The sequence below is a fragment of the Pseudomonas sp. GW821-FHT10C09 genome, from assembly GCF_059415465.1.
In genome coordinates this window covers 135503-155830 of record NZ_JBWKNG010000012.1, presented here as the reverse complement: position 1 = coordinate 155830, position 20328 = coordinate 135503, and the positions used below count along the sequence as shown (strand labels likewise).

General features: G+C 57.1%; 15 protein-coding genes. 10 read left to right on the top strand and 5 right to left on the bottom strand.

Features of this window, described 5'->3' with window-relative positions:
- Positions 1-65: 65 nt before the first annotated feature.
- Positions 66-971, bottom strand: coding sequence for a LysR substrate-binding domain-containing protein (locus AC07N8_RS14630; RefSeq protein WP_483843466.1), 906 nt, complete (start codon positions 969-971; stop codon positions 66-68).
- A gap of 107 nt (positions 972-1078) precedes the next feature.
- Here AC07N8_RS14630 and AC07N8_RS14625 point away from each other — a divergent pair, with 107 nt between their 5' ends.
- From AC07N8_RS14625 to AC07N8_RS14605, 5 genes are all read left to right on the top strand, one after another.
- Complete coding sequence (locus AC07N8_RS14625) at positions 1079-1945, top strand: pirin family protein (protein ID WP_493144245.1); 867 nt, start codon at positions 1079-1081, stop codon at positions 1943-1945.
- A gap of 93 nt (positions 1946-2038) precedes the next feature.
- Positions 2039-2722 (top strand): isochorismatase family protein, encoded by a 684-nt coding sequence (locus AC07N8_RS14620; protein ID WP_493144243.1) that lies wholly within the window; start codon positions 2039-2041, stop codon positions 2720-2722.
- 56 nt (positions 2723-2778) lie between these two features.
- The gene (gene ycaC, locus AC07N8_RS14615) at positions 2779-3405 is read left to right on the top strand and encodes an isochorismate family cysteine hydrolase YcaC (protein ID WP_483843463.1); all 627 of its coding nucleotides are present in this window, start codon (positions 2779-2781) and stop codon (positions 3403-3405) included.
- Between the two features lie 197 nt (positions 3406-3602).
- Positions 3603-5045, top strand: a complete 1443-nt coding sequence (locus AC07N8_RS14610; protein ID WP_493144241.1) for a mechanosensitive ion channel domain-containing protein — start codon at positions 3603-3605, stop codon at positions 5043-5045.
- Positions 5046-5150: 105 nt separating this feature from the next.
- Positions 5151-5591, top strand: a complete 441-nt coding sequence (locus AC07N8_RS14605) for a carboxymuconolactone decarboxylase family protein (protein WP_483843461.1) — start codon at positions 5151-5153, stop codon at positions 5589-5591.
- Here AC07N8_RS14605 and AC07N8_RS14600 read toward each other — a convergent pair whose 3' ends face one another.
- Positions 5592-7184 (bottom strand): DHA2 family efflux MFS transporter permease subunit, encoded by a 1593-nt coding sequence (locus AC07N8_RS14600; RefSeq protein WP_493144239.1) that lies wholly within the window; start codon positions 7182-7184, stop codon positions 5592-5594. It abuts the gene before it with no gap.
- Positions 7181-8302 carry an HlyD family secretion protein gene (locus AC07N8_RS14595; RefSeq protein ID WP_483843459.1) on the bottom strand — a complete coding sequence of 374 codons (1122 nt, stop codon included), beginning with the start codon at positions 8300-8302 and terminating at the stop codon, positions 7181-7183. Before AC07N8_RS14595 ends, AC07N8_RS14600 begins: the two co-directional genes overlap by 4 nt.
- Before the next feature lie 393 nt (positions 8303-8695).
- Here AC07N8_RS14595 and AC07N8_RS14590 point away from each other — a divergent pair, with 393 nt between their 5' ends.
- The 3 genes from AC07N8_RS14590 to AC07N8_RS14580 all read left to right on the top strand — a co-directional run bounded on the left by AC07N8_RS14590 (position 8696) and on the right by AC07N8_RS14580 (position 14235).
- A complete protein-coding gene (locus tag AC07N8_RS14590; protein ID WP_483843458.1) occupies positions 8696-9859 on the top strand; it encodes an EAL domain-containing response regulator in 1164 nt (387 codons plus the stop codon).
- A 95-nt stretch (positions 9860-9954) separates the two neighbouring features.
- Positions 9955-10581, top strand: a complete 627-nt coding sequence (locus AC07N8_RS14585; protein WP_483843457.1) for a response regulator — start codon at positions 9955-9957, stop codon at positions 10579-10581.
- Positions 10582-14235 (top strand): transporter substrate-binding domain-containing protein, encoded by a 3654-nt coding sequence (locus tag AC07N8_RS14580; protein ID WP_493144236.1) that lies wholly within the window; start codon positions 10582-10584, stop codon positions 14233-14235.
- 72 nt (positions 14236-14307) lie between these two features.
- Here AC07N8_RS14580 and AC07N8_RS14575 read toward each other — a convergent pair whose 3' ends face one another.
- Positions 14308-15291 (bottom strand): hypothetical protein, encoded by a 984-nt coding sequence (locus AC07N8_RS14575; protein ID WP_493144234.1) that lies wholly within the window; start codon positions 15289-15291, stop codon positions 14308-14310.
- Between the two features lie 331 nt (positions 15292-15622).
- Here AC07N8_RS14575 and AC07N8_RS14570 point away from each other — a divergent pair, with 331 nt between their 5' ends.
- Both AC07N8_RS14570 and AC07N8_RS14565 read left to right on the top strand, forming a co-directional pair.
- Positions 15623-18445 carry a YadA-like family protein gene (locus AC07N8_RS14570; protein WP_493144232.1) on the top strand — a complete coding sequence of 941 codons (2823 nt, stop codon included), beginning with the start codon at positions 15623-15625 and terminating at the stop codon, positions 18443-18445.
- A gap of 71 nt (positions 18446-18516) precedes the next feature.
- The gene (locus tag AC07N8_RS14565) at positions 18517-18936 is read left to right on the top strand and encodes an outer membrane protein assembly factor BamE (protein WP_493144228.1); all 420 of its coding nucleotides are present in this window, start codon (positions 18517-18519) and stop codon (positions 18934-18936) included.
- A 107-nt stretch (positions 18937-19043) separates the two neighbouring features.
- Here AC07N8_RS14565 and AC07N8_RS14560 read toward each other — a convergent pair whose 3' ends face one another.
- Positions 19044-20240 (bottom strand): EAL domain-containing response regulator, encoded by a 1197-nt coding sequence (locus AC07N8_RS14560; RefSeq protein WP_493144225.1) that lies wholly within the window; start codon positions 20238-20240, stop codon positions 19044-19046.
- Between the last annotated feature and the right edge of the window lie 88 nt (positions 20241-20328).

Sequence of the window (20328 nt, the reverse complement as noted above, 5' to 3'; positions counted from 1 at the left end):
GTTGTAATCCAGGCCGATATTATGTCCGAAATAAAAACTCCGCCAGCCCCGCGTGTCGTGTCACCTCAAGCGATGTCAGCGTGGTTGAACTCCTCGCCCAGGAAGTCGATCAGCGTGCGCACCGATGGCAGCAGTCCACGGCGCGATGGAAAGATGGCATGGATGACGCCGCTTTTCGGTGCCCAACCCGGCACCAGATCCACCAGCCGGCCGGCCGCCAGGTCATCGCGCACCACGACGCTCGGCAGGTGCGCGATGCCAATCCCCGCCACCACCGCGTGACGCAAGGCGAGCAGGTCATCGGTGACCATGCGTGGCGTATGCCGAATCAACGCGCTGGCGCCGTCGGCACCGAACAATTCCCACTGGTATTCACGCTGGGCGGCCCCCCAATGCAGGCTCGGCAAACCGCTCAGGTCGGCGGGGGAGGCGGGGGACGACAGGCGTTCGGCCCACGCCGGGCTGCCCACCACGCACTGGGTGCTGTTGCCCAGCACCTTCATCACCATGTCGGTGTTTTCCAGTGGCGGAAAGCGCACGCGCAGGGCGATGTCGAACCCTTCGTGGATCAGGTCGACCCGGCGATTGGTGCTCTCGATAAATAACTCCACCAACGGGTATTTGAGCATGTAGCGCGTCAGCATCGGCCCGACCCACGAGTTGAGCAGCGCCGTCGGACAACTGATGCGCACCAGGCCTTGAGGCTCGGAGCGATTGCGTTCGATCAGCTCGGCGGCGCTTTCAGCTTCCACGCGCATGGCCAGGCAACGCTGGTAATAGGCCTGGCCGATTTCCGTCAATGAACAATGGCGGCTGGTGCGATGCAGCAGGCGGACACCGAGGCGTTCTTCCAGCTCGGCGATGCGTCGGCTGAGCTTCGATTTAGGCATGTCCAGCGCCCGCCCAGCCGGGGCGAAACCGCCGTGTTCCACCACTTGGGTGAAGTAGTAAAGGGTGTTGAGGTCTTCCATCATCGTTCCCCAAATAGAACGCAAAGGCTGATTTTTGCAGTCTAGCGCACCAAAGGTTCCAGTTTTAAGCTTTGTCCATGGCTTCACTCACCTCATCAGGAGACACCATGAAAAACATCATCGGTATCTACACCAGTCCACGCACCCATTGGGTCGGTGACGGTTTTCCGGTTCGCACGCTGTTTTCCTACGACACCTTGGGCAAGCACATCAGCCCGTTCCTGTTGCTGGATCATGCGGCTCCGGCCGAGTTCACCCCGACAACTGAACGACGTGGCGTTGGTCAGCATCCGCACCGTGGTTTCGAAACCGTGACTATCGTTTACAAGGGCGAACTGGAGCACCGTGACTCCACTGGTAGCGGCGGCACGATCGGCCCTGGCGATGTGCAATGGATGACTGCCGGTTCGGGGATTCTGCATGAGGAGTTTCACTCCGAAGGTTTCGCCAAGACCGGCGGCACTCTGGAAATGGTTCAGCTGTGGGTCAACCTGCCGGCCAAGGACAAAATGGCCGATGCCGGTTACCAGACTATTCTCGATGGCGACATCCCGAACATCCCGCTCAAGGACCAGGCCGGCAGTTTGCGCTTGATCGCCGGTGAGTTTGACGGCCACACCGGCCCGGCGCGCACGTTCACCCCGATTGACGTCTGGGACCTGCGTATCAAGGGCGGCAAATTGCTGACCCTGGACCTGCACGAAGGTCGCAACACGGCATTGGTGGTATTGCGTGGCACGGTTCAGGTCAATGGCCTGGAGTCGGTGCGCGAAGGGCAGTTGGCCCTGTTCGATCGCAAGGGCGATCAGTTGACCCTTGAAGCCAGCGAAGACGCGGTGGTGCTGTTGCTCAGCGGCGAGCCGATCGACGAGCCGATTGTCGGTCACGGCCCGTTCGTGATGAACACCGAGCAAGAGATTCACCAGGCCTTCGCCGACTTCCAGTCCGGTCGCTTCGGCCGGATGCACGGTTAACCCGAAGTCCGTCAACAACCCGCTCTACACAGGATGCGTAGGCCGGTTCCCAGGCCAGGGATGGCTATTGCCTGAAAGAAAGAGGAGACGCACATGAATAACGTCAACGCGGCCAACTTCAATGGCCTGAAACCGACCATCGATCCCAACGACAGCGCGATGCTGTTGATCGACCACCAGAGCGGGCTGTTCCAGATCGTCAAGGACATGGACGTGCCACAACTGCGCGCCAACGCGATTGCCCTGGCCAAAGCCGCGACCCTGCTGAAGATGCCGGTCATTACCACCGCTTCCGTCCCGCAAGGACCGAATGGGCCGTTGATTCCGGAGATTCACGAAGCCGCTCCGCATGCCCAATACGTGGCACGCAAGGGCGAAATCAATGCCTGGGACAACGCCGAGTTTCACGCGGCAGTCAAAGCCACCGGCAAGAAAACCCTGGTCATCGCCGGCACGCTGACCAGCGTTTGCCTGGCGTTTCCGTCCATCGCGGCGGTGCATGAGGGCTACAAAGTGTTTGCCGTGGTCGACGCTTCCGGCAACCACTCGAAACTGGCCACTGATCTGACCATTGCCCGTTTGGCACAGGCCGGGGTGGTGCCGATCGACATCATGGCTACGCTCTCTGAACTGCAAGGTTCGTGGAACCGTCCGGATGCCGAGCAGTGGGCCGCGGTCTACGCCCAGGCCATGCCGCATTATCAATTGTTGATCGAAAGCTACCTCAAGGCTCAGCAAGTGGCGAATGAACATGAAGTGCTGGACTCCCAGCGCTAAACGACTCCCCCACGCCGATATTCACTCGGCATCGACAACACGCGAGGACTTCTGCAATGAGCACTTCCTACAAACGTCTCGACAAGGACAACGCTGCGGTGTTGATGGTTGATCACCAGGCGGGTCTGCTGTCTCTGGTGCGCGACATCGAACCGGACCGTTTCAAGAACAATGTGCTGGCCCTGGCCGACCTGGCCAAGTACTTCAAGTTGCCGACCATCCTCACCACCAGTTTCGAAAGCGGCCCCAACGGCCCGCTGGTGCCTGAGCTCAAAGCGCTGTTTCCGGATGCGCCGTACATCGCCCGCCCTGGCCAGATCAACGCCTGGGACAACGAAGACTTCGTCAAGGCGATCAAGGCGACCGGCAAGAAACAGCTGATCATCGCTGGCGTCGTGACGGAAGTCTGCGTGGCGTTCCCGGCACTCTCAGCGCTGGCCGAAGGCTTTGAAGTGTTCGTGGTGACTGACGCTTCCGGCACCTTCAACGAGCTGACCCGACAATCGGCCTGGGACCGCATGTCGGCCTCCGGCGCGCAGTTGATGACCTGGTTCGGCCTGGCCTGTGAACTGCATCGCGACTGGCGTAACGACGTGGAAGGGTTGGGCACCTTGTTCTCCAACCACATCCCGGACTATCGCAACCTGTTTACCAGCTACAACGCGCTGACCAACAGCAAGTAACCCGATTGGGTGCCATACACCAATCAAATGTGGGAGCGGGCTTGCTCGCGAAAGCGGTGTAACAGTCAACATAGTTGTTGAATGTTAGTCAGCCTTCGCGAGCAAGCCCGCTCCCACATTTGTTTTGCATCAAACCCTCCTACACTGTGCCCAATGTGTGAGATCTTCGCGCCATTGGCCTTCGTTGGAGTCGCTCGATGCTGTCTTTTTTCACCAATCATCCGTTGGTCTGCGCGCTGGTCCTGATCGTAGTCGATCTTGGACTGTGGCGTTTGATCAGCGCCAGTGGCAGTAACTGGAAACTCCTCGTCAGGCTGGTGATTTTCTCGTTGTTCAGCGTTCTGCTGTTCAACGAAGGCTTGAACCCGCTCGAGATAGCCCCTTGGCCTGAGAATGTGCCATTGCACTTGGCGGCCACCGGTTTGCAGATTGGCTGGTGGCTGTTCGGCGCGCGGACCCTGACGGTGCTGATCGGCGCGGTGATGATGCAGCGGGTCGGGCACACCGGGCGTTTGCTCCAGGATTTGCTCGGCGCGGTGATCTTTCTGATCGCAGTCATCGCAGCACTGGCGTACGTGCTCGACCTGCCCGTCAAAGGCGTGCTGGCCACCTCCGGCGCCTTGGCGATCATCGTCGGCCTGGCCTTGCAAAGCACGCTCAGCGACGTGTTCTCCGGCATCGTCCTCAACACCACCAAACCCTATCAACTGGATGACTGGATCTCCATCGACGGCACCGAAGGCCGGGTCACGGACATCGACTGGCGTGCCACGCGCATGCAAACCGCCCAGGGCAGCATGGCGGTGATCCCCAACTCACTGGCGGCCAAGGCCAAGATCATCAACTTCAGTCGACCGAGCGACATTTTTGGCGTGTCGATCAGCCTGCAACTGAGCCCCCACGCGCGCCCGCAAACAGTGATCGACGCGCTGGAGCGGGCCATGCAGGGCTGCCGCCATTTGTTGCAAAAACCGGCGCCGTGCGTCGCCCTCAAAGGCTCCAGCGCCGCAGGCGTGGAATATGAAATCAGTGGTTTTGTGGTCTCGATGGATCAGAAGCGCATGGTGCGCAACCTGCTGTTCGATCTGTCTTACCGGCATTTGCAGGCGGCGGGTGTCAGCCTGTTGTCGACCGTCGAATCGAATCTGCCTGCCAGTCTGTCTCGGCCACGAGCCTTGCTGGAAAGCTCGGCGATTTTCTCGACCCTGCGTCAGGATGAGAAAGAGACCTTCAGCCAGCACATGACCCTGCAAACCTTCCGTGCCGGGGACATGATCCTGCCGGCGGGGGAGGTCAGCGATCATTTGTTCATCATTGAATCCGGCGTGGTCTCGGTGGAATTGAGCCGTGCCGGGGTCAAGTTCGAGTCGGGACGCATGGGGCCGGGCGAGGTGATCGGCGAGGGCGGGATCTTGCAGGATACCGCTATGCCGGCCGACTTCATCGCCAAGACCGCGTGCAGCCTGTACCGGATCGAGAAGGACTACCTCAAGCCGTGCCTGGATGCGCGGCATGACATTGGCGAGTCGATGAAGGCGCTGCTGGATTTCCGCTTGAACAAGGCGCAGACGTTGACTCAGGAAGTACCGAAGGTGGTGGCGCGGAAGGGGTTTTTGCAGTGGTTGCGTAACAGGGCTTAGCGGTTTGGGGTGAGTGGCCTCCTCGACTTCTGGAATATTGGCTATTTGTCCGAAGGGCCGGCGGGATTAACTTAGCTCCACCCCTACTTGCTACCGGAGCCAACCATGAAACCTCGTATCGATTTCTACACCGCTTCCCCTGACGCGCTCAAAGCCATGATCGCCCTGGAAACCGCGGTGTCGAAGCTGCCGCTGGAAAAGAACCTGATCGAACTGGTCAAGCTGCGCACCTCGCAAATCAACGGCTGCGCCTTCTGCCTCGACATGCACAGCGCCGATGCCCGCAAGGGTGGTGAAGACGAGCGTCGTCTGGCGACGCTGTCGGCCTGGCGCGAAACGCCGTTCTTCACCCCGCGTGAACGTGCGGCACTGGCCTGGACCGAATCCCTGACGCTGGTGAGCCAGACTCACGTGCCGGATGAAGACTACGAGCTGGCCACCTCCGAGTTCAGCGCGAAAGAAATGGTCGACCTGACCGTGGCCATTACCACCATCAACGCCTGGAACCGTCTGGCGATTGGTTTCCGTAAAATGCCTCAAGCCTGATCAGTGAGCGTCCGCTGACGGCGCGGCCTGTGGTTGCACCTTGCGCATCAAGGGCACCATCGCCGTGGCGATGATGAAGCAGACCATGATCATCAAGAACGCGTCGCCATAGGTTTGTGTCTGGGCTTCGCGGTAGGTCAACAGCCAGAGCTGATGCAGGCTGGCGGTGACGCCATTGTCACCGGCCTGGCCGAGGGTGGCGAAGTTATTGCCGACCTGCGACAGCCACTGGTTCAGCGCCTCGTTGGTGCTGTTCAGGTGTTCCGCCAACCGGGTGAAATGCAGGTTGGTGCGGTCGTTGAGGATGGTCGCACAGGCGGCGATGCCGATGGCACCGCCCAGGTTGCGCATAAGGTTGAACAACCCCGACGCATGTTTGAGCCGTGCCGGCGCCAGACCACCCAAGGTCAGTGTCACGGCCGGCGGTACCGCCAGTTGCTGGGCAATCCCGCGCAACGCCTGCGGCAGCATCAGTTCCTTGGCCCCCCAGTCATGGGTGATCGGGCTGAAATCCCACATCGACAACGCGAACAGCCCCAGGCCGGTCATCATGATCCAGCGCAGATCCACGCGGTTGGCCAAAAAGGCATACAGCGGAATCGCCATGATCTGGAACACCCCGGTAGAGAAAACCGCCAGACCAATGTCCAGCGCGCCGTAGCCACGCACCCGGCCGAGAAACAGCGGCGTCAGGTAAATGGTGGCGAACAGGCCGATGCCGGTGACGAACGAGAAGAAGCAGCCGAGGGCGAAGTTGCGGTCCTTGAGGGCGCGCAGATCGACGATCGGGTTCGCCACATGCAAGGTCCGGCCGATGAAGGCCAGCCCGGCGAGGCCGCTAATCCATGCGGTGGTGAGGATGGTGCTGTCGCTGAACCAGTTCCAGCGCGGGCCTTCTTCGAGGGTGTATTCCAGGCAGCCGAGAAACAGCGCCATAAACACCATGCTCAGGTAGTCGGCGCCCTTGAGCAGCGACAATTCCGGCTGGTCGATTTTCACCAGCATCGGCACCGCCACGGCGACGAAAATCCCCGGCACCAGGTTGATGTAGAACAGCCAGTGCCAGGACGAAATGTCAGTAATCCAGCCGCCAATCACCGGCCCCAGCGTCGGTGCCAGCGAAGCCACCGCGCCAATGGTTGCGGCGGCAATCACCCGTTGTTTGCCGGTGAAGAAAAAGAACGCCGTGGTGAACACCAGTGGGATCATCGAACCGCCAAGAAAGCCTTGCAGTGCGCGGAAGGCGATCATGCTCTGGATGTTCCAGGCCGCGCCGCACAACAGGCTGGCGAGGGTGAATCCCACCGCCGAAGCGCAGAACAACCAACGGGTCGAAAACACCCGCGATAGCCAGCCTGAAAGCGGAATCACGATGATTTCGGCAATCAGGTAGCTGGTCTGCACCCATGCCGTTTCGTCGGTGCCGGCCGAGAGTCCGCCGCCAATGTCACGCAACGAGGCCGAAACGATCTGGATATCCAGCAGCGCAATGAACATGCCGATACACATGCTGGCGAAGGCGAACACCTTGGTCGCCGTCGCCATGTTGGCGGGGTTGAACGGTTGCGCTGGGGCGGCGAGGGCGCGGCTCATGGTGCGCTGGCCACGGCAGGGGTGTCGGCTTCTTTGCGGGTATCGACTTCAGCCGTGACCGACAGGCCCGGACGCAAGTGACCGAGCACACCGTCGGCCGGATCGAGGATGACGCGTACCGGCACCCGCTGGACGATCTTGGTGAAGTTGCCCGTGGCGTTTTCCGGTGGCAACACGCTGAACTGCGAGCCGCTGGCCGGCGCGAGGCTGCCCAGATGTCCGTGGAATTCCTGCCCTGAAAGTACGTCCGCATGGATGACCACGCGTTGCCCCGGAATCATCCGCGCCAGCTGATCTTCCTTGAAGTTTGCATCCACCCACAAACCACTCGACGGCACCACCGACAGCAACTGCGAACCGGCCTGCGCATACGCGCCGACCCGTGCCCGGCGATTGCCGATCACGCCATCCACCGGGGCCTTGAGTTCGGTGTAACCGACATTCAATTGCGCCAAATCCCGTTCGGCCCGAGCCTGCATCAGCGCGGCGCGGGCTTGTTGTTTCTGGGTGTCGATCACGTTCAACTGACGTTGTGCGGCCAGCAATTCGGCCTGGGCTCGGGAGCTGATCGCCTGAGCGGTCTTGAACGTCGCGTCAGCGCGCTGAGCGCTTTCCACCGAGACCGCGTTGGTGCTCACCAGTTTTTTGTAGCGGGCATTGTCGTCCCGCGAACGTGAAGTTTCCGCACCTGCGGCATCGATCCCGGCACGGGCCTGGCCGATCACTGCGTACTGCAATTGTTCGGTAGCGTCGAGGTTCGCCAACAGCGCCTCTTCAGCCGCCACCGCACCTTCGGCCTTGGCCAGGTTGGCGCGGTAATCGCGAGAGTCGAGGCGAATCAGCACATCGCCGGCCTTGACGGCCTGGTTGTCGGTCACCAGCACCTCTTCGATATACCCGGCGACTTTCGGGCCGATCACCGTGACGTCGCCGCCGATGTAGGCATCGTCGGTTTCTTCGATGAAACGACCGGCAGTCCACCAGTGGGAGGCATACAGCCCGCCCGCAACCAGGGCAGCGACAACCGCTGTCAGCAGGATCAACCGTTTGAGCAGGGGTGGCTTGGGTGTGCTCACCGGGACAGCTTGGTCGGTTTCAAGGCTGGGCATGCTGGTCATGGGGTTTACCTGTAGGAAACGGGTGTTTATTACGCAGGTAATATGACGTATGTAATATTTGGTGGCAAATGATTTTTGCTGCCGGTCGTCAGGTGATGGTTCGGTTGTAAAGAGGGGGGAACCGCTTTGTGATCCGGCTTGGTCGACATCTGGTGGTGTGGATACGACCAGATGTTTTTTTCTATCACTCTCTTGTCGTCTTTCTATTTATGTTCTGACTCTGCGGCCGTTAACCTTTTAGGGCGCGCAATAGCCCGTCGGTACGTCTCTAGGAAATTCCCTACAAGCTAGGGGGCTACTTCCTACGGCGAGTGTTCTACTTTTTAACCAGTATTCAGCGCTTCTCAAAGGTAGAAGAGCGATTGACCCAAAATGGATTACCCGAGGGTTTTGGTGCTGGATGACTACGCGTTTACGCGCAGTATTCACGTAATGATGCTCCGGCGATTGGGCGTAACAGATATTTTTCAAGCCTCGGATACCCGGCAGGCATTGCGAGAGTTACAGGCTTCAGGTGGCGTTGACATCGTATTGTGTGACCTGGTTGGCAGAGACCTTGATCATCTGGAGTTTCTTCAACAGGCGGCCAGGGCAGGATTGGTCCGGGCCGTCGCGCTGTGCAGTACCCTGGAGCCCGCGGTGAGTCGTGCACTGGAGAGAACCGCGCTGTTGGTTGGCTTGGAGTTGCTCGGGGTAATGAGTCAACCCATGCGGATGCGACCCTTGCATCGGATGATTCAGCAGTACCGGCAACGTCGGGGTGAATCCAAGGTACAGCCCGAAATATTGAAACAGGCAACGTGTGCCAATGATATCCGCAGGGGATTGGCGCAAGGTGAATTTCAGGCCTGGTTTCAGCCCAAACTCGCTTTGCGCGAGGGCACCTTGACCGGCGTCGAAGCACTGGTTCGTTGGGAGCACCCGACGCGGGGTTTATTGTTGCCTCGTGACTTTCTGACTGAGGTGCTGGCGAACAATCTGATTCACCAAATGTTCGAGCAGGTTCTGGTGCAGGGCCTGACCTTTTTAAGGGACATGCGCAGGCAAAACATCAATATCGAGATTGCCTTCAATTTGCATGCCTCTCAGATGGCTTCGGATGATTTCGCCGATTACATACAGGGCGCCCTGAAACGATATGAACTTCCAGGCTCGTTATTGATTTTCGAGGTGGCGGAAAGCGGTTTGCTTGATCTCGAGCCGAAGGTCCGGGACAACCTTTTGCGCTTGCGTATGCTGGGTTGTGGTCTGGCAATCGACGATTTTGGTTTGGGGTTTTCTTCGTTGCAACTGCTTTGTCGTCTCCCGTTCAGCCAGATAAAACTTGATAAGAAATTTGTAAATACACTCCATCATCCCATCAGTAAAACCATGGTGGTCAGCACGCTGGCGCTGGCTCAATCACTAAACATGAGCCTCGTTATCGAAGGCATCGGCAGCGAATGGGTTCGGGAATCGTTAGTGCAAATGGGGTGTAAAGAAGGGCAAGGTTTTTTTCTGGGACGTCCGATGTGTGCAAAAGAGCTTCAGCACTGGCTGCGCGAAAGGAACCCGTAGATGGCTTCCAGCAAAAACGTCATGGTCGCCATGCACTAATGCCGAGCCGACCGAGGAAATGTCGGTGTCTGTCTTGGGAGTAAAAAGGAACTCAAATGTTAAAAGCAATCGTTGTAGATGATCATCCATTCATACGTTCGTCGGTCAAAATGCTGTTGGCGAATGAAAATTTTGAAATCGTAGCGGAAACCGATAACGGTGCCGATGCCGTTCAACTGGTCATTGCCCATAGACCTGACATGCTTGTACTGGATATCACTATTCCGAAGCTTGACGGTCTGGAAGCTATTCGGCGTATTCGGGCGTTGGATATCCCGACCAAGATCCTCGTGTTGACCTCTTTGTCTGCAAAATTTTATTCCATGAGATGCATGAGTGCAGGTGCGGCCGGGTATATCTCCAAAACCGATGGTCTGGATGAACTGGCCAGAGGCGTCAAGGTCATCATGTCGGGTTACAGCTATTTTCCAGACATCCAGGCTCAATCTGTTCGCCGCAGCGATGGAAGCGCAACGGATGACGAGCTGATTCGTTCGCTCTCGAATAGAGAACTGGCGATTCTCAAACAACTGGCGAACGGGCTCAGTAATAAGGAAATTGGTGACCTCATGCTCTTGAGTAACAAGACCGTTAGTACCTACAAGGCACGGTTGATTGAGAAGCTCAATGTGACGTCGGTTGTTTATCTCGCCGACTTCGCCAAACGCAACGATCTGCTTTAAATGATGAAGTCTCTTCAGATCTGTCTGTCGCTGGTCGTGTTGGTTCTTGCTACTCACTTCAGTTCCCCGGTTGAGGCCGAGCCGAAAACGCTTGGTCTGTTGGGGCGATCGAACGTCAACGGTGGTTATCACGTAACGCTTGATGAGCGGGATTGGCGTTGGTTGCGCTCCAAGAGTGTTTTGCTATTGGGGGCCTCCACTCCCGATTACGCATCCTTCGATATGACGATCAACCATGATCAGATGGAAGGGGTGACGATTGACTATGCGCAGTTGATTGGCGAGCTTCTGGGACTCAAAGTTGAAATTCGCCGCTATGACAGTCGCGGTGAGGTTGTAGAAGCGGTCAGAAAAGGGGACGTGGATTTTGTCGGGACGGCCAATGAGTTCGAGTCGCAGTTTCCGAACCTGGTGCTCAGCCATCCCTATGCCAATGACAAGCCCACATTAATCACCCGCAAGGGTGACGGCGGTGATTTGCCGGTTGACCTGAACGGCAAGACTATTGCCATGCTTTACCACTACATTTCCCCTGATGCCGTACGCGCTTTTTACCCTAAAGCCACCCTGCAACTTTACCCCTCCATGCTGAGCGCCATTGGTGCCGTAGCGTTTGGGCAGGCGGATGTTTATCTTGGTGATTCTGTCAGCGCCAATTACCTGATTAATAACAACTTTATAAATAATGTCGAGTTGGCGGACTTCTCGCGCATGGAAGTTCGCGACTTCAGTTTCGTCATGAACAGCGACAACCAAACCCTGATTCGTGTCGTCAATGCGGCCATTGCAGCGATTCCAGTGAGTGCGCGCATGGAAATCATGAACCGCTGGGGGGCGGGCGGGGAGAACATACCCGGCAAGCGGCGCCTGAATTTCAGTAGCAGCGAACAACGCTGGCTGGATGAGCATCCGAGTGTCCGGGTCAATGTAGTGGGTGGCTATCCGCCTTTGTCTTTTGTTAACAAAAATGGCGAGTTCGTAGGCATTGCCAATGATGTGTTGAGCAAAGTTTCGCTTCGCACAGGGTTGAAGTTTGATGTTCAGATAGTGCCGTCGGTTTCTGCGATGGTAGAGGCTGTCGGCAACAGTGATTCTGACTTCCTGGCAACACTCACTCCGAGTCCGGTGCGTGAGCGTGTGCTGCATTTCACTCGACCTTACCTGGCTTCGCCTTATGTGCTGATAGCCAAGGCCGAGGCCGATATTCCATTTGCACTCGAGCAACTGGCAGGTAAGCGGTTGGTGCTGACTCGTAACAATAATATGCACGAATGGCTGACGAGCAACTATCCAAACATCCGCTTGGTGGAAGCTGACGACTCAGAACACGCTATGAGTATGGTCCTCAGCGGGGAAGTTGACGCGATGGTCGGTACGCTGATCCTCAGCAGTCACATGATCAATCATCGCTTTGAGGGAAAGTTGCGCGTCGTCAGCACTGTCGGTAACGACTTCGCGCAGATGGCCTTCGCGACAAGTCGTGGGGCGTTGGAGCTCCATTCCATTCTCGACAAGGCACTGTTGAGTATCCCACCCGAGGAAATGGATGAAATCAGGAATCGCTGGCGTAACGACGTGATGGTCGAAGACAGCTATTGGGCGCGCAATAGAACGTTTATCGTCGAAGTGGTTTCCGGGTTTTTGGTGCTGTTGGCGCTGGCGCTGGTATGGATCGCCTACATGAAGGTGGCGTTGCGCAGGCGCGATGAGGCTGAGCGTGCACTCAATGAGCAACTGGAGTTTATGCGGGTCTTGATTGATGGCACCCCCCATCCGATTTACATCCGGGACCGCAATGGAATTCTGCTGATCTGCAACTCCAGTTACCTCAAGGTCTTTGGGGTAGACCGCGAGGAGGTGATTGGAAAGGGCAAAGTGAAGTTGCTCCACCCCGAGGACGCGAGCCGTTACGAGGAGGAATTTCAGCGGATCACCAGTACCGGCATGCCTATGGTTGAAGACCGTGTCATCAGGTTGCTGGATGACCGTGAACTGCAGATTTATCACTGGATGCTGCCGTACCGAAACAGTAATGGCGAAGTGGGCGGCGTGATTGCCGGATGGATCGACATCAGCGAACGCCAGGCGCTTGTCGAGCAGTTGCGTGAAGCAAAGCTGGTCGCCGACGAGGCCAAGGAACATGCCGATGATGCCAACCGGGCCAAAAGTCTGTTCTTGGCCACCATGAGTCATGAAATCCGCACGCCCATGAATGCGGTCATCGGCATGCTCGAGATTGCGATGAAAAAGGCTGATCAAGGCGTCACGGATCGGTTTGCCATTGAGGTTGCGTCTGGCGCGGCTCATGGCCTGCTGGACCTGATCGGCGATATTCTGGACATTGCCCGAATCGAGTCCGGACGTTTGTCTCTGTCGCCAGAGAGGGCCAATTTGCGTGAGCTGCTTGAGTCGGTATTGCGGGTATTCGAAGGTGTTGCCCGACAAAAACGTCTGAGCCTGATACTGGATCTGGACTTCCAGATGCCAAGTGATGTGCTTGTTGACCCTTTACGCTTCAAACAGATTGTTTCCAACCTGTTGAGTAACGCGATCAAGTTCACCCAGGACGGCCAGGTGCGATTGAGCCTGCAAGCCCGCCCCGCGAAAAATTCGCAGTTCATGGCCGTCGCCCTTGTCATTGAGGACACCGGTATTGGCATTTCGGATGAAGATCAGCAGAACTTGTTCAGCCCGTTTACCCAGGCCAGCAATAACACCCAGTGCGCGCGCAGTGGTTCAGGGTTGGGGTTGGTCATCAGTCGCACGCTGTGCGAAATGATGGGCGGGCGTTTGCTCATGAGCAGCGTTTTCGGCAAGGGAACAAAGGTTGAAGTCCATCTGAATTTGCCGGCGCTGGAGCCCCTGGCTGAATTGCCCGGGATGATGCCGTTCGATGTTGCCCTGCAACATCATGTGCTGAATGTGCTGGTCATTGACGACTATCCCGCCAATCGTCTGTTGTTGTCTCAGCAGCTAAGCCACCTCGGACACCGGGTGAGCGATGCCGAGGACGGCGCGCGAGGGCTGCAAGCCTGGCGCAGTCAGTGGTTCGATGTGGTGATCACCGACTGCAACATGCCAATGATGAATGGCTACGAGTTGACTCAGGTCATCCGTGAAGAGGAGCGTACCCAAGGTCGCGCACCGTGTTTGGTCCTGGGGTATACAGCAAACGCCCAGCAGGAAGAGCGGGTCCGTTGCATCGAAGCAGGCATGGACGATTGTCTGTTCAAGCCCATCGGGCTTGAGGAATTGAAGGCGTGCCTGGAGGCTGTAGCGCCCATGGACCGAGGTGAGGAGCAGACCTCGGTGCACGGCAGCAATGAGATTGACCTGAGCAGCCTTGAGCAACTGACTCGGGGCGACAAAGCGTCGATCAACAGCCTGATTGGTGATCTGTCCACGGCGAATGAAGAAGACATGGCGCGGTTGATTCAGTTGTTCACCAAGCATGACTTGAATGCATTGTCGGGCCTGGCTCACCGGGTGAAGGGGGGCGCGCGCATCATCCGGGCCCATCGACTGATTCAGTGCTGTGAGCAGCTTGAAGTGGTCTGCACGGGCCGGGACACTTCCCGATTGGCCGAGGCGGTAGATGAGCTGCAGCGGGAGATGGAGCAATTGGCCGAAAAACTGGACCTCTACGTGGCTTGAACGTAGAGGCTGGCGGGACAGTCTGTATGAAATCGCTGGCTGAGGATTTCATCCAGACTTCGACATCGCTCCTTAGACCGGAATCCATCGGGACACTGGAACCGAGCCTGGAATTTTAATTTCCAGGCTTCCCTTAAACTTGGTGTCAATGACCTCAAGCAAAGGGGCTGCTTGCATAATACCCAACTGAATAGGCGGAAGCTCCGAGCTGGCAATCATTAAAGACTTCAGCTCACTTAACGGACCTTTAACAGCCTTGGCGGCGGACAAGTCTTTCTCATGCAGTAAATCTGGAGATGCAAAGAACTCGGCCGTGTCGAGTCCCAGGGCGGGCAATAGACCGGGGTCTTCCAAATCAAATTCTGCATAATGTGTCATTGAAGCCAGAAACCTCCGCTCAGAAACCTTTCCGTCAATGGCTAACAAAAAGAACGTAAATGCGGTATTGCCCAGACGGTTCCAGTCGTCTTCGTTTGTATTGCTTCCTTGAGTTCTATTAAGCGTTTTGACGCCTGTATTAACCAGCTCAAAGTTCGGATTGATGGTGTTATAAGGTGGTGGTCCATCGACTGATTTTGTGTAGTGTCGGATGGCGAACTTCTTGTTTGATACTTTATCGATTTGTTTTTGACTGGCCTTCTTTTCGGAAAAACTCAGTGAGTCGTTTGTTACATCTTTCATGAGGGTGAAGGGCAACACTCTATCTGTTGCCGAATAACCGCTCTTGTATTTGTCGAGGATCTCTTGAGCGCTAGCAGATTTCCCGGAGTCTGAAGCGGGTGGAGTCGACTGTTTGGTAGCGCAAGCACCGGTGTGATTAGTCCTGCACTCAGGGCAGATCTTAGGTACTTGAAAAGGCTTCGGTTTTGCCATTACCGGTGGCGGCGCCGGTTTCACCGAGCCGGTTGGCGGAATGAAGGGGGATGTGAGTGCAGAGTTTGCCCCTTGGCCGAGTATTGCGCCTTCTTTTGATTTTTGATTACCCGGCGGATTGTTGGGATTCGCCGGGCGCAAAACACTAGGCATTGGACTGGAGGGCTTTGTCACAGTAGGCATACATTAGATCACTCTAGACTTTAGTGGTGGTGGGTCACGTCAAATCTTGTGGTTTTGGTTGTAGCAGAGAAGCCCTGCTTAACGTAATCCCTTTGCGTGGATGTGTGAATGCTTCACCAAATAGAGCGGTGAGAATGTAGGACTAAGCCCCTGCTTTTGTAGGAAATTTCCTACCGAAAGGGGCGTGGAGCGAAAGCGTGTCGAAATGTGTTTGTTAGGAAAGAGCGCTGGGAAATTTCCTACATTAAATACAAATCAACCTATCTAAAGTCGCCATTACGGCCTCGGGTAGTTCATCTGGGGGCACTCGACACGCTCAGCAGGAAACGCAATGAACAAGATATTCAAGTTGGTTTGGAATGCGACACTTAGTACCTGGGTTGTTGCTTCCGAACTTGCAACTTCCAAAACCAAGTCTTCAACGTTGGACAGCGGCGTCAAGAAGATGAGTTCCGCAACTAAGCTCGCCACGGCGGCACTGTTGTTTGGCGCCGGTTCCATCAACGTTGCTTCGGCTGCGCCAGGTAATACCTGCCTGGTTAACGGGACGTGGGTGACTGCCCCCTCGGCGCCAGGGGATAAGGCGCTCGCATGCGGCGAGGGAGCCAGCGCAGCGCAGGTCAATGACCTGGCGATTGGCACTACTGCGAAAGCTGATGGCGCTGTCGATGCTGATGGGCACGTGGGCGGCGCGATCGCCATTGGTACGAACTCAAAGGCGCAATTGTTCAACGCCATCGCGCTCGGTACTGGCGCGGCGGCCTATGGATCGCAGACCATGGCGCTGGGTCAAGGCGCGGTGTCGGGGGTGAGTGGCAACACCAGTATTGTTAAGTCTCTGGCGCTGGGTTTCGGGGCTCAGGCCACTGAAGGCTACACAGTGGGCATTGGTTCAGGCACCAAAGCCACCGGCTACAGTTCAGTCAGTATCGGTAATGCTCCGATTGCTTCGGGTGCGAACGGAATCGCGGTAGGTACCTGGACCATCGCATCGGGCATTAACAGCACGGGTATCGGTAACCTGGCGGTGGCGAGCGATTCGAGTGCCACGGCGGTAGGCGACAGAGCTAAAGCATCTGCGCTTAGCGCCATCGCGTTGGGCACGTCTGCTCATGCCGAGGGCAGTTCCAGCATTGCCATCGGCGCCGATAACGTGGTGACCGGCAGTGGCTCCGGTTCCATCGGTACCGGACTTACTTCCAATTTCAAAGGAATATCCGGCAACAACAGCTACGCCCTGGGTAACGGAAACACTGTCGCGAATAACAACACATTTGTGGTGGGCAATAACATCACTGCCACACAGGACAACAGTGTGGTGCTGGGCAACAAAAGCACCGACCGAGCGGCATTGGGTACGCCTACAGGCATCATCGATGGCACGACCTACAACTACGCGGGCGGCTCGCCGTCAGGTGTGGTGAGCGTGGGTTCCGTCAACGGCGAGCGCCAGATCATCAACGTAGCGGCGGGTCAGGTCAATTCCACCAGCACCGACGCCATCAACGGCAGCCAGCTGAACGCGACCAATCAGGCTCTCTCGGCTGTCGATGCCAATGCGGTCAAGTACGACGACAGCACCCACAACACCATCACCCTGGGGGGCGATACCTACGACAACAGTACCCACGTCGGTGGCACCAAAATCACCAACGTGGCCAATGGTGTCGCGGACAGCGATGCGGTGAACATGTCGCAGCTCAACCAGACCAACACGCAGGTGGCGACCAACACCACCAACATCAACAACCTGTCGAATGACGCGCTGCAGTGGGATTCCAGCCTGGGTGCTTTCAGTGCGAGCCATGGCGGTACCACCGTCAACAAGATTACCAACGTGGGGGCTGGTGATCTGAGCGCCAACTCCAAGGATGCGGTCAACGGTTCGCAGCTTTTTGCCTTGGGCCAGCAGGTTACCGGTATCGATAATCGGGTGACCAATATCGAAGGCAATATCAACAGCATCACCAACGGTGGGGGCATCAAGTATTTCCATGCCAACTCGGCGGGCGCTGACTCCGTGGCCAGTGGGGCCGAGTCGGTTGCCATCGGACCGAATGCCGTAGCGTCGGGCGCTGGCTCGGTGGCTTCGGGTAACGGTGCAAATGCTTCGGGCGGTAATGCGGTTGCGGTGGGCAACGGAGCCAAGGCGTCTGCCGATGGCAGCGTTGCATTGGGCAGCGGGTCCAGCGATGGCGGTCGTGGTGCGCAAACCTATACCGGCAAGTACTCTGGCGCCGATAACTCGACATCAGGAACCGTTTCTGTTGGCAACGCGGCAACGGGCGAAACCCGCACCGTCAGCAATGTCGCGGACGGTAAGGACGCCACCGATGCGGTGAACCTGCGGCAACTGGATGGCGCTGTGGCCGAGTCGAAGAAGTACACCGACGACTCGCTCAGCACGATCAACAACTCCGTCGTGAATCAGGACAAGCGGATTACCAGCGTCGACAACCGTGTGACCCAGGCAGTGACGAATGTCACTAATCTGCAGAACGGCACCGATGGCATGTTCCAGGTCAACAACACCAGCAACCTGCCAAAACCCTCAGCGACGGGCGAGGACTCGATGGCAGGCGGTGCGGGTGCCAAGGCCTCTGGCAAGAACAGCTCGGCCGTCGGCACCAACGCCATCGCCGCGGGTAACAACTCTACGGCAACGGGCAACGGCGCCAACGCAAAGGCGGATAACTCGGTAGCGTTGGGTGCCAACTCGGTCGCCGATCGTGCCAACAGTGTGTCGGTAGGCGCAGCAGGCAGCGAGCGCCAGATCACCAACGTGGCGGCCGGTACGGCGCCGACAGACGCGGTCAACCTGAGCCAGTTGAACAAGGGTGTGACGGACGCGACCAACAATGCCAATGCCTACACCAACTCGGTCTACAGCGCGTTGAACAAAGACATCAAGCAGTTGGATGACGACTTGAGTGCCGGTGTCGCCGGTGCAATGGCCATGGCGGCGCTGCCTCAGCCGTACGCCGCGGGTGCAAGCATGACCTCCGGTTCCATGGGCACCTATCGCGGTGAATCGGCGATGGCCTTGGGCGTGTCGCGGATCTCTGATAACGGCCGCTGGGTCACCAAGCTGCAAGCCACAACCAATACCCAGCGCGAATTCGGCGCATCGGTTGGTGTGGGTTATCAGTGGTAAGCCTTTCACGTTGATCCAGAGCCCGGCGTGAGCCGGGCTTTTTCTCCCTTTTTTATCCTGTCGAGAACTTTATGCAAAAGCTCAATAAATTAATGGTGCGTCTGCTGCTGGGCGGCTACGTGGCCGCGACGCTGGCAGCTTGTGGTACCAACCCAAGCCATGTCGATGCGAATGGCAAGTCCAGCGACCTGGCGTTCCCTGCGCTCAAGGATGCCAGCCGTACCGAAGGCAGTTATGTGAACGTGGAGAATTTGCGCAAGGTCGTGCCTGGCCTGACCAAGCCGCAACTTTATGAACTGATTGGTTTGCCGCACTTCTCCGAAGCCATGTTCAACGTCCGCGAGTGGGACTACATCTTCAAGTTCCCACAGCCCGGTACCCACGAGCCGCGGGTCTGCCAGTACAAGGTGATGTTCGACGACAATAAAGTCGCGCAGTCGTATGCGTTCTTGCCACAGACCTGTGCTCATGTGCTCGACAGCAACTTGTAGTAGTGAGCTACCCAAACGCTGAAACGCTGATGCAAAAAAGAAGGCCCCTGTGGGGCCTTCTTCGTTTCAAGCATTGGAAGTGTCTACAAACCCGCGGGGCAATTCAGTCAGCCCAAAGGCACAGGCGTCAGCCACGACAACAAATCGGCGCCGCTCATGGGGCGGGCATAGAAATAGCCTTGTCCTCTCGAGCAACCCAGCTCAAGCAGTTTGTCCCGTTGCTCCAGCGTTTCGATCCCCTCAACAACCACTGACATGCCCAACGAGTCACCCAGTGCGAGGATGCTGCTGATCACCGTCTGGCAGCGTTGTTCCTGCAAGGACCGCACGAACTCGGTGTCCAGTTTGATTTCATTGAACGGCAGCTGACATAAACGCTGGATCGAAGAAAACCCCGCGCCAAAGTCATCGATGGACAATTGGCAACCCATCATGCGCAGGCGTACCAGTGTTTCGAGGCTGGCCGCTGTTGCTTCCAGCAACCCGCTCTCGGTCAACTCAAACGTCAGGCCAGTGCCTGGGAGGTCGAAGTGATCCAGCATCGATTTGATCCGCTGCGTGAGTTGACCACCGGCCAACTGAGACGTTTGCAGGTTGAATGCAAAATTAAGGTCGATGTTCTTTTCGCTCAATTGCTTTTGCAGCGCCAAGGCCTGGTTCATCTGATCGAACATAAGCTCGTCCATCAGCCCGTCATGCTCAAGTGTCGGGATGAAGAACGCCGGTGACAAAATTCCCTGGATGGGGTGTAGCCACCGGGCGAGCACCTCGACGCCATAGATCTCGCCTGTGTGCAGATTGATTTTTGGTTGGTAATACGCCTTGATCTGCTGGTCATGCAAGGCATGGGCGACTTCCTGGCTGCCCGGCAGCTCAAGGTCCAGATCCGGGGCACGACTCGAGGGTTTGAACGTGCTTGCGGAGTACTTCGCCAGTAGCGGCGTCAATGCTTCCGGACGCAAGGGTTTGCCGGCATCGCCCAATAACTGCATGCCCAGTAAAGAAACGATTTTCTGTACCGAGCACCGCAGATCCGAAGACATCGAGCTGCAGATGATGATCGCGCCCACCAAATTGGAGTGGCTCGCCTGCTGCAGGAACTCCAGGCCATCCATACCATTCATGCGCAGATCGCACAGCGTGAAATCCACGGCGCCAACCTGCTGTAACAACGCCAGCGCCTGCTCTCCGTCTTCGGCTTCGAAGATCTCGGTGCACCCCAAATGTTGCAGCACCTTCACTGCAAACGCTCGCTGAAATGGATGGTCCTCTAGAACCAGTGCACGGAGCGGAAAGCTATTCATCGCAAATGATCTTCTATCCAAAATATCGTAAAAGAACCATTGGCTTTTAATAGCCCAGTGGCCTGAAAAAGTTGAATAGTGCCGCACT

Excerpts from the sequence above, each read along its gene's own strand:
- AC07N8_RS14630 (WP_483843466.1), bottom strand. The coding sequence starts at position 971 with ATGGAAGACCTCAACACCCTTTACTACTTCACCCAAGTGGTGGAACAC.
- AC07N8_RS14625 (WP_493144245.1), top strand. The coding sequence starts at position 1,079 with ATGAAAAACATCATCGGTATCTACACCAGTCCACGCACCCATTGGGTC.
- AC07N8_RS14620 (WP_493144243.1), top strand. The coding sequence starts at position 2,039 with ATGAATAACGTCAACGCGGCCAACTTCAATGGCCTGAAACCGACCATC.
- ycaC (WP_483843463.1), top strand. The coding sequence starts at position 2,779 with ATGAGCACTTCCTACAAACGTCTCGACAAGGACAACGCTGCGGTGTTG.
- AC07N8_RS14610 (WP_493144241.1), top strand. The coding sequence starts at position 3,603 with ATGCTGTCTTTTTTCACCAATCATCCGTTGGTCTGCGCGCTGGTCCTG.
- AC07N8_RS14605 (WP_483843461.1), top strand. The coding sequence starts at position 5,151 with ATGAAACCTCGTATCGATTTCTACACCGCTTCCCCTGACGCGCTCAAA.
- AC07N8_RS14600 (WP_493144239.1), bottom strand. The coding sequence starts at position 7,184 with ATGAGCCGCGCCCTCGCCGCCCCAGCGCAACCGTTCAACCCCGCCAAC.
- AC07N8_RS14595 (WP_483843459.1), bottom strand. The coding sequence starts at position 8,302 with ATGACCAGCATGCCCAGCCTTGAAACCGACCAAGCTGTCCCGGTGAGC.
- AC07N8_RS14585 (WP_483843457.1), top strand. The coding sequence starts at position 9,955 with ATGTTAAAAGCAATCGTTGTAGATGATCATCCATTCATACGTTCGTCG.
- AC07N8_RS14580 (WP_493144236.1), top strand. The coding sequence starts at position 10,582 with ATGATGAAGTCTCTTCAGATCTGTCTGTCGCTGGTCGTGTTGGTTCTT.
- AC07N8_RS14575 (WP_493144234.1), bottom strand. The coding sequence starts at position 15,291 with ATGCCTACTGTGACAAAGCCCTCCAGTCCAATGCCTAGTGTTTTGCGC.
- AC07N8_RS14570 (WP_493144232.1), top strand. The coding sequence starts at position 15,623 with ATGAACAAGATATTCAAGTTGGTTTGGAATGCGACACTTAGTACCTGG.
- AC07N8_RS14565 (WP_493144228.1), top strand. The coding sequence starts at position 18,517 with ATGCAAAAGCTCAATAAATTAATGGTGCGTCTGCTGCTGGGCGGCTAC.
- AC07N8_RS14560 (WP_493144225.1), bottom strand. The coding sequence starts at position 20,240 with ATGAATAGCTTTCCGCTCCGTGCACTGGTTCTAGAGGACCATCCATTT.